A 6361-nucleotide genomic window follows, 5' to 3' on the forward strand; every position below is an offset into this window, starting at 1 on the left:
GGCTCTGCACCGGCGCGAGCTGGGCCTGCACCGGGTGCTGGAGCGCGAATGGCCGATCTACGACGAGCCGCCGGCCAGCAATCCCATCGACGCCGCGCTGCATGCGCGGATCGCGGCTTGGCTGGCCGACGCGGGCGGCGACCCCGCCCGGGCCGGGCTGCTGCTGCGGATGGCCGACAGCCTGGTGCACGGCCTGCTGCTGGACGCCGATCCGCAGGCCGAGGGGCTGGAAGACGCGATTACCGACGCGCTGGCGGGCTATCTGGCCCTGCCGGCCCATCACCACACTTGAGGAGAAACGCAGATGCAGTGGATAGACTTTCGCAGCGATACCGTCACCCACCCGACGCCGGCGATGCGCCGCGCGATGGCCGAGGCCGAGGTCGGCGACGACGTTTACGGCGACGATCCCACCGTGCTGCGGCTGGAGGAACTGGCCGCCGACAAGCTGGGCAAGGAGGCGGCGCTGCTCGTCCCCAGCGGCACCTTCGGCAACCAGCTGGCGTTGTTCACCCACTGTCGCCGCGGCGACGAGGTGATCGTCGAGGACAACAGCCACATCGTCTGGCACGAGGCCGGCGCGGCGGCGGTGATCGCCGGCGCCCATCTGCGCACCATTGAGGGCGACAACGGCCTGATGGCGGTGGACGCGATCGAGCGCCGCATCCGCATCGGCGACGACATCCACGAGCCGCGCACCGGCCTGATCTGTCTGGAGAACGCTCACGGCAACGGTCGCGTGCTGCCGCTGTCGGCGATGGCGGACACCGCGGCGCTGGCGCGCGAGCATGGCGTGCCCGTCCACCTGGACGGGGCTCGGGTGTTCAACGCCGCCGCGCATCTGGGTTGCGACGTGCGCGAGGTCACCCGCCATGTCGACAGCGTGATGGCCTGCCTGTCCAAGGGCCTGGCCGCGCCGATCGGCTCCATACTGGCCGGCTCCGCCGATTTCATCGCCCAGGCGCGCCGCAAGCGCAAGCTGCTGGGCGGCGGCCTGCGCCAGGCCGGCGTGATCGCCGCGCCCGGCATCCTGGCGCTGAGCGAGATGGCCGCGCGGCTGGACGAGGACCACCAGAATGCCCGCTACCTGGCCGAGGGCCTGGCCAAGCTGCCGTGCGTGGATATCGATCCGGCCGGCATCCACATCAACCTGGTGTGGTTCCGCTTCAACGCCGACATCGACGCCGCCGAGCTGATGTCGGCGCTGAAGCAGGCCGGTTTCCTGGCCAACCCGCCGCATCAGGGCGCGATGCGGCTGGTCACCCACTGGCAGGTGGGCCGTGCCGACATCGACCGCCTGGTGGACGTGATGCAGCGCGTGCTCAGCGACTGAGCGTCTGCCGGCCGCTTCCCGGGCGCGAGGCTCGCAAAAGGATCGCGAACCGGCCCGGGGGCCTATAACCAGTAGATGGGAACCGATGGGAGCAGGCCGGATGCGGCTACGCTTGCAGTTCGGCGCGCTGCTGGCGGCCATTCTCCTGTTTCCGACGCCGGGACGGGCCGATGGCCTGGCGCAGGTGCGCATCTACACCGACGACGATCCGCCCTACGTGATGGTGGGCCCGGGCGGACAAGTGATGGGCGGCACCACGGTGGAGAAGGTGACGCGGGTGATGCGCAAGCTGGGCCTGCCGTTCAGCGCGCTGCAGGCTGCGCCGTGGGCTCGCGCCTACCAGGAGGCGAAGAGCCGGCCCTACGCGATGGTGTTTCCCATCGCCAGGACCCGGGAGCGGGAAAAATACCTGGACTTCACTTTCAAGATCCTCGACACCGACATCTATTTTTACCGGCTGGCCGCGCGCAACGAGATCCAGCCGGGCGTGCTGGAGGAGGCGCGCAAGTACCGCGTCTGCGTGGTGCTGAACGACTATCGGCATGAGTTCCTGACCGAGCAGGGCTTCTCCAAGCTGGAAGTGTCGCCCGACTCCACGCTCAATGTCAGGAAGCTGGTCACCGGCCGTTGCGACCTATTGCCGTCCACCGAGAGCGGCATCGCCGGCAAGCTGAAGGCGCTGGGCCTGGACCGGGCGCTGGTGGCGCGCGGCATCCGGCTGGACAAGCTGGACAGCGGCTTGTACGCCGCGTTCAACAAGGACACGCCGCCCGAGGTGATCGCCCGGTTCCGGGCAGCGGCAGCAGAGTTGCCGTGAGCGCCTGCCGGCTGGAAGGCGCTGGCGTGCCGCTTCAGACATCGTGAACCGCTGCCAAGGGAGAACGCCATGCGCTATCGACTGCTGCTGCCGCTGCTGCCGCTGCTGTGCTGCCTGTTGGCCCTGCCCGCCTGGGCCGAGCGGCTGGTGGAGATTCCCACCCGTCCCGGCGCCACGATGCGTTTCCTGCTGCTGGAGCCGCCGGGGCCGGCGCGCGCCAACCTGATACTGCTCGCCGGCGGCGAGGGCCTGCTCAAACTGTCGGCCAGCGGCGAGCTGGGAGCGGGCAAGGGCAATTTCCTGGTGCGCACCCGCCAGGGCTGGGCCGACATGGGTTTCCGCGTCGCGGTGGCGGACGCGCCGTCCGACATGCCGCGCGGCTTGCTCGGCGATTTCCGCGAGAGCCCGGAGCACGCGGCTGACATCGCCGCGGTGTCCGGCTATCTGCGCCAGGGCGCGGCGCTGCCGGTATGGCTGGCCGGCACCAGCCGCGGCACTACCTCCGCCGCCGCGGTGGCGCTGAACCGGCCGGACGCTGCGGACGGCCTGCTGCTGACCTCCAGCATAGACAGCGGCCGCGGCAGCCTGGCCGGCCTGCCTCTGGAGCGGCTGGCCATCCCGGTGTTGATGATCCAGCATCGCCGCGACGAATGCCGCGCCAGCCGGCCGGGCAATCTGGGGCCGGTGGTGGACCGGCTGCGCGCCGACGCGCCGCGCGAGCTGATGCTGCTGGACGGCGGCAAAAGCGAGGGCGATCCGTGCCAGCCTTGGGCCTGGCACGGCTACAACGGCATCGAGAGCCGGGCGTTGGGCCTGGCCGGCGCGTGGATGCTGGCGCACGGCCGCCATTGAGCGGGCGCTATGGCGGTTGGGGCGCGCCGGTGCTACCCTCGCCGCCATCCCTGGATTTTTATCGCCGACATCATGACGCCATCCCACGACCCCCACGCCTGGCTGGAAAGCCTGGATTCCGACCAAGCCGCCGATTGGGTGGCCGCGCAGAACGCCCGCACCGAGGGCGTGCTGGACGCCGATCCGCGCTTCGCTGGGCTGAAGGCCGACATCCTGGCCCACCTGCGCGACACGCGGCAGATACCGTACTTCGCCGAGCATGCCGGCTGGCTGTACAACTTCCACCAGGACGAGGCGCATCCGCGCGGCCTCTACCGCAGAACCACCCTGGACGCTTACCGCGCCGGCAGCCAGGACTGGCAGGCGGTGCTGGACATCGACGCGTTGGCCGACGCCGACGAGCGCGACTGGTATCTGGACGGCGTGTCCCACTGCACGGTCCGGCCCGAGCGGGCTTTGGTGCATCTGACTGACGGCGGCGGCGACGCTACCGTGGCGCGCGAGTACGACGTCGAGGCGCGGCGCTGGGTCGAGGACGGCTTCAGCTTCCCCGAAGGCAAGAACCACATCGCCTGGCGCGATCCGGACAGCGCCTTCGTCTGCCCCGGCTGGAAGGGCGCGCCGCTGACCCGCTCCGGCTACCCGCGCGAGGTATGGCTGGTGGAGCGGGGCGCGGATGGCCAGCACGGCTGGACCCAGCTGTTCGCCGCGCCGGAAGACGCGATGATGACCGCCGCCTGGCGCTTCCTCGACAGCGACGGCAGCGCCGTCGACCTGATCGAGGCCTCCGACGGCTTCTACCGCAAAACCTACCATCTGCTGGACGGCGGCCTGGAGGCGCACGCGCTGCCCTTGCCGCCCAAGGCCGAGATCGAGGCCTATATCGGCGGCGATTTCATCGTCAAACTGGCCGAGGACTGGTCCTGGCGCGGCGAGACCTACGCCAGCGGCAGCCTGCTGGCGGTCGGCCTGTCCGGCCTGATCGGCGACGGCCCCGCGCCGCAGCTGCTGCAGGCACCCGAGCCGCGGCTGGCGGTGGCGGCGGTGGAAACCACCCGTGGCCGGCTGCTGGTCAACCTGCTCGACAACGTCAAGAGCCGCATGCTGTGCTTCGCCAAGCAGGATGGAGCCTGGATGCAGCAGCCGCTGGACCTGCCGACGGACGGCGTGATCGAGATCGCCGACCAGCCGTGGCAGAGCGATGTGCTGTACTACAGCTACAGCGATTTCCTGACGCCGAGCGGCCTATATCGGCTGGATTTGGCCAGCGGCGAACAGGAATGCCTGCGCCGCCAGCCGGAAGCTTTCGATCCCGCGCCCTATGTCGCCGAGCAATGGCAAGCCGCCGCGCCCGACGGCGAGATGATCCCGTATTTCGTGGTGCGGCGCCGCGACGCGCCGTTCGACGGCTCGACGCCGACGCTGCTGTACGGCTATGGCGGCTTCGAGGTGCCGATGCTGCCTTACTACATCGAGAATTTCGGCCCGCATTGGCTGGCCAAGGGCGGCGCCTTCGTGCTGGCCTGCATCCGCGGCGGCGGCGAGTTCGGCCCGCACTGGCACCAGGCGGCGCAGGGGCCGAAGCGCCAGGTCAGCTTCGATGACTTCATCGCGGTGGCGGAAGACCTGATCGCCCGCAAGCTGGCGTCGCCCGCCAAACTGGCGATAGAAGGCGGCAGCAACGGCGGCCTGCTGGTGGGCGCGGCGATGGCGCAGCGGCCCGAGTTGTTCCAGGCCGTGGTGTGCGAGGTGCCACTGTTGGACATGCTGCGCTACACACAGCTCCTGGCCGGCGCCAGCTGGATCGACGAATACGGCGATCCGGACGACGAGGCCGNNCGACCGCGTCCATCCCGGCCATGCCCGCAAGATGGCGGCGCGGCTGCTGGAGCTGGGCCACGACGCGCTGTTCTACGAGACCGACGGCGGAGGCCACGCCGGCAACGCCGGCCAGGAAGACACCGCCGCCGAACTGGCGCGGGTGCTGGTGTACCTGTACCAGCGCTTGTGCGATTGAGGCCGGACATATGGCAGCAAAGGGCGCGAGAGCGCCCTTTTTCATTGCGGCTTGCCCTTCCTGGCTGCTTCCTTGGGCGACGATGTCGTTTGCATTTTGCCGATTGCCGCCGCGGGGAGCGCGGGCGTACCATCGTTCGAGGCCGGATCATGTCCGGCCGTTTCAGAACGATAAGAGGAAAACCATGCAAGGGAAGAAATTGCTGCCACTGGCCATGCTGTTGTGCCTGCAGGCGGCCTGGGCCGGGGGACTGGACTACGGCGCGTACGGCATAGATTTTCAGGGAATGGACCGAGCGGCGCGGCCGCAGGACAATATCGCGCTGCACGCGAACGGCGGCTGGATGAAGCGCGCGCGGATTCCGGCCGACCGCTCGTCGACCGGCGTGGCCGAGCTGCTGTACGACCGCAACCAGCAGCGGGTGCGAGAGCTGATCGAGCATGCCGATCCGTCGGCCTCGGCCGACTCGCGCAAGATCGCCGATCTTTACCGCAGCTTTCTCGACGAACAAGCCATCGCCCGTCGCGGCCTGGCGCCGCTGAAATCCAAGCTGGCCGCCATCGCCGCGCTGGACAGCGCCGACGCCGTCATCGCCTACATGGGCCGGCTGCAAGACCAGTCGGAGGACACGCCGTTCCGCTTCTACGTGGCGCAGGACAACAAGAATTCTGCCGCCTATCTGGCCGGCGTCGGCCAGTCCGGCCTGGCGATGGACCGCGACTACTACCTGTTGCCGTCGGCCGATTTCGCCGCCGCGCGCAAGGCTTACCGCGCCTATCTGGCCCGGTTGCTGACGCTGGCCGGCGAGAAGAACGCCCAGGCGCGCGCCGCCGCGGTGCTGGAACTGGAGACGCGGCTGGCCAAGGCGCAGTGGAGCAATGTCGACAACCGCGACGCGCAGAAGACCTACAACAAGACCGGCGCGGCCGAACTGGCCAAGCGCCTGCCCGGCTACGACTGGCCGGCGCTTCTGAAGGACGCGCAGCTGTCCGCCGCCGCCGATCTCAACCTGGACCAGCCCAGCTATCTGGAGCAGCTGCCGGGCCTGTTGCGCGCGACACCGCTGCCGGCGCTGCGCGACTATCTGACGCTGCGCGCGCTGGACGCCTACGCGCCTTATCTGGACAAGCCGTGGGTGGCCGCCCGTTTCGCTTTCTACGGCAAGGCGCTGGATGGCCGCTCGGCCGACCGGCCGCGCTGGAAGAAGGCGGTGACCCTGGTGGACGAGGGCATGGGCGAGGCGGTGGGCAAGCTGTACGTGGCCAAGTACTTCACGCCGGAAGCCAAACGCCAGGCGGACGAGCTGGTGCGCAATCTGTTGACCGCTTACGACCGCAGCGTG

6 protein-coding genes are annotated in these 6361 nt (G+C 69.4%); all 6 read left to right on the plus strand.

Going from position 1 to position 6361, the window contains the following annotated elements; translation table 11 throughout:
* The coding region (locus LQR33_RS22180; RefSeq protein ID WP_231470448.1) for a hypothetical protein at nucleotides 1-292 on the plus strand (292 nt) is incomplete at its 5' end.
* Nucleotides 293-304: 12 nt separating this feature from the next.
* The gene (ltaE, locus tag LQR33_RS22185; protein WP_231470450.1) at nucleotides 305-1333 is read left to right on the plus strand and encodes a low-specificity L-threonine aldolase; all 1029 of its coding nucleotides are present in this window, start codon (nucleotides 305-307) and stop codon (nucleotides 1331-1333) included.
* Nucleotides 1334-1433: 100 nt separating this feature from the next.
* Nucleotides 1434-2150, plus strand: coding sequence for a substrate-binding periplasmic protein (locus LQR33_RS22190; RefSeq protein WP_231470452.1), 717 nt, complete (start codon nucleotides 1434-1436; stop codon nucleotides 2148-2150).
* A gap of 69 nt (nucleotides 2151-2219) precedes the next feature.
* Nucleotides 2220-3002 carry an alpha/beta hydrolase gene (locus tag LQR33_RS22195; RefSeq protein ID WP_231470454.1) on the plus strand — a complete coding sequence of 261 codons (783 nt, stop codon included), beginning with the start codon at nucleotides 2220-2222 and terminating at the stop codon, nucleotides 3000-3002.
* Nucleotides 3003-3074: 72 nt separating this feature from the next.
* On the plus strand, nucleotides 3075-5294 hold the full coding sequence (locus tag LQR33_RS22200) for a prolyl oligopeptidase family serine peptidase (RefSeq protein ID WP_231470456.1): 2220 nt from the start codon (nucleotides 3075-3077) through the stop codon (nucleotides 5292-5294).
* On the plus strand, nucleotides 5204-6361 hold a 1158-nt coding region (locus LQR33_RS22205), incomplete at its 3' end, for a M13 family metallopeptidase (RefSeq protein ID WP_231470458.1). The genes LQR33_RS22200 and LQR33_RS22205, both read left to right, overlap by 91 nt.

It is taken from the genome of Chromobacterium piscinae (assembly GCF_021129175.1).
Taxonomy (GTDB): Bacteria; Pseudomonadota; Gammaproteobacteria; order Burkholderiales; family Chromobacteriaceae; genus Chromobacterium; species Chromobacterium piscinae.